The sequence below is a fragment of the Synechococcus sp. R8-2 genome (genome assembly GCF_047461715.1).
Lineage (GTDB): Bacteria > Cyanobacteriota > Cyanobacteriia > Thermostichales > Thermostichaceae > Thermostichus.
In genome coordinates this window covers 1-3,055 of record NZ_JANSHQ010000085.1, presented here as the reverse complement: position 1 = coordinate 3,055, position 3,055 = coordinate 1, and the positions used below count along the sequence as shown (strand labels likewise).

Annotated in this window: 3 protein-coding genes; 2 read left to right on the top strand and 1 reads right to left on the bottom strand. The window is 61.5% G+C overall.

The features are described 5' to 3' along the window. The coding region (rsmB, locus tag NW819_RS02330) for a 16S rRNA (cytosine(967)-C(5))-methyltransferase RsmB (RefSeq protein WP_414412774.1) at positions 1-1,010 on the bottom strand (1,010 nt) is incomplete at its 3' end. Positions 1,011-1,152: 142 nt separating this feature from the next. Here rsmB and hisA point away from each other — a divergent pair. Further along, the gene (hisA, locus tag NW819_RS02325) at positions 1,153-1,917 is read left to right on the top strand and encodes a 1-(5-phosphoribosyl)-5-[(5-phosphoribosylamino)methylideneamino]imidazole-4-carboxamide isomerase (protein WP_414412775.1); all 765 of its coding nucleotides are present in this window, start codon (positions 1,153-1,155) and stop codon (positions 1,915-1,917) included. A gap of 137 nt (positions 1,918-2,054) precedes the next feature. Then, the coding region (locus NW819_RS02320) for a M20 metallopeptidase family protein (RefSeq protein WP_414412773.1) at positions 2,055-3,055 on the top strand (1,001 nt) is incomplete at its 3' end.

Here is a 3,055-nt window from a genome sequence, read left to right as displayed (position 1 = left end):
TCCGTCCCGCTGACGCGATCGGCAGCAGCGCTCAGGGATAACAGGTCGATGGCCAGGGGACGGATTGAGCTCAAGCCCAGGCGCTGCCTATTTTCCTCCAGGCGCCGCAGACGGTGGGGGTGGCGATCCAAAGCCCAGATTTCCCCCCGATCCTGCATGTGTTGGGCTATTTGGGTGGTCTTGCCGCCCGGAGCAGCGCAGCAGTCGATCACCCGCTCCCCTGGCTGGGGATCCAGGCAATGCACCACCTGCTGGGCACTGGCATCTTGAACGCTCCACCAACCCTGGGCAAAGCCGGGCAGGGCCGTGATGTCGCCAGCATGATCCTGAAGTCGCAAGGCACCCGGCACCTCGGAGATGGGGAGGGCAGGGATCCCTGCTTCTGCCAGGGCTTGGATGACCCTGTCTACCTCTGCCCGCAGCGGGTTAACCCGCAGATCTAGGTGGGGCGGTCGGTTGAACCAGGCGCACAACTGCTCGGCTTCTGCTGGCCCCAGCTGCTCCCACCACAGACGCACCAGCCAGTCGGGAAAGCTGTGCCGGATCCCCAAAGCCTGAATTGGGTCGGCTGGCAGAGTGTCCTCGAGGGGCTTGAGGGGATCCTTCTCTGGCTGATCCAACACTTGCCGCTGGTAGGCGCGCAAGATGCCGTTCACCACCCCTGTCAGGGATCCCAGCCCCATCTGGCGGGCCAATTCCACGCTGGTATGGATGGCAGCACTGGCCGGGATCTGATCCAAAAAAGCCAGTTGGTAGAGGCCGAGATGCAAAATCAGTCGCAAATCGGGGGGCTGCTTGTGGGCAGGACGCTGGGCAAAGCAATCGATCAAGGCATCGAGGGTGCGGCGACGGCGGGTAATGCCATACACCAGCTCGCTGACCAGATGCCGGTCGGCGGGGATCAGGCTGCTGTTGGCCAACAAATGCCCCAGAACCAGGTCGGCATAGGCGTTTTGGCGCTCGATTTTCTGCAGAGCCAACAGAGCCAGTTGGCGCGCGTTCATAGTCATCTCAGGATGTTCTCCCATCGCGTCAGCGGTGTGGAGCACTTTAGGGTCTAGAGATCCAGATCTCCGCTGGAGCAAGGCCGCTCCCAGGCGATACTGGAAAAGCCCCTCAAGGGATCCCATCATGCCTTACTCAACTGCTTTTCTGGAGGTGATCCCCGCCATCGACCTTTTGCAGGGCCGCGCCGTGCGCCTCTACCAGGGGGATTACGCCCAGGCAGAACAGGTAGCCGACGACCCGATCCAACAGGCCGAAGCTTGGGCGGCACAGGGTGCCCCTCGCCTGCATGTGGTCGATCTGGACGGAGCCAAAAGCGGGGATCCGATTAACCTGCCTACCATCGAGCGCCTGGTGCGCCAACTGGCCATCCCGATTCAGGTGGGGGGTGGGATCCGATCCCTGGAACGGGTGCGGCAGTTGCTGGAGCTGGGGGTGGATCGGGTGATCGTTGGCACCCTAGCCGTAGAGGATCCCGACACCCTGGAGGCTATGACCCAAGCCTTCCCCGGTCGGGTTTGGGTGGGGATCGACGCTCGGCAGGGGCAAGTGGCCACCCGCGGCTGGCTGAGCACCACTCCCCTGCGGGCCACCGAATTGGTGCAACGGGTGGGGGAACAGGGCGTCGCCGGCATCATCTACACCGACATTGGCCGGGATGGCACCCTGGCCGGCCCCAACCTACAACAGTTGCAGGAGATCCTCGCCATCTCCCGCCTGCCTGTGATTGCTTCGGGGGGAATCGGATCGCTAACGGATTTGCTGGCTTTGTTGAGCTTGCCCGGTTTGACGGGGGCCATTTTGGGTAAAGCCCTCTACTCAGGGGCGATCTCCTTGCAGGAAGCTTTGCGAGCAGTGGGGCCGGGCCGTTGGCAGGATCTGCCGCCGGAAACCGGATCCCAGTGGGCCTAGATGTCCACCTCGACGCCGAGCGGAAAGCAGCCTCAGCAATGCCATACTGGGCAAAATCGACAGGCAACTGCATGCAACCAACACCGGCCATCGGTGAAGGTTTTCCAAGACATTTTTGTTTTTTTGTTTTTCAGGTCATGTCCTTTCCCGCACTTCGCCCTGCTGTTCGAGCTTTACAACCCGAGTTGGTGACCTGGCGCCGCCACATCCACAAGTATCCTGAGCTGGGCTTCCAGGAGAAGCAAACCGCTGCTTACATCAGCCAGCGCCTGAAAAGTTGGGGGATCCCTCACCAGACCGGCATTGCCCACACCGGCATCGTGGCCACCATTGAGGGAGAGCAGCCGGGGCCGGTTTTGGCGCTGCGGGCCGATATGGATGCCCTGCCCATTCATGAGGCCAATGAAGTCGAGTACCGCTCCGCCATCCCCAACGTCATGCACGCCTGTGGCCACGACGGCCATACGGCCATTGCTATGGGCACCGCCAAGCTGCTGCAACAGCACCGTCAACACCTCAAGGGCACGGTCAAGGTCATTTTTCAACCTGCCGAAGAAGGCCCCGGCGGAGCCAAGCCCATGCTGGAGGCGGGGGTTCTGAAAAACCCGGATGTGGAAGCCATCCTCGGCCTACACCTGTGGAATAATCGCCCTCTGGGCACTATTGGCGTGAAAAGTGGCCCCTCGATGGCCTTTGCCGACCGCTTTCAGATTCAGGTGATCGGGCGAGGCGGACATGCCGCCCTTCCCCAGCAGACGGTAGATGCCATTGTGGTGGGATCCCACATTGTCAATGCTTTGCAGACCATCGTCTCCCGCAGTGTGGATCCGCTGCAGCCGGCGGTGGTGACGGTGGGCCGCTTCCGGGCTGGCGATACCTTTAACGTCATTGCCCCTAGAGCTGAGATTTGGGGCACCGTGCGCAGCTTTCAGCCGGAAGTGCGGGATTTGATCTCAAAACGTATGGAAGAAATCGTTGCCGGCATTTGCCAAGCCTACGGGGCCACCTACGAGTTTCAGTACGAACGGGGCTACCCAGCGGTTTGCAACGATCCTGCTATGGTAGCGCTGGTGGAACAAGCTGCCCGCCAGGTGTTTGGCTCAGAGGCGAGGATCATCCCAGAAATGACCATGGGCGG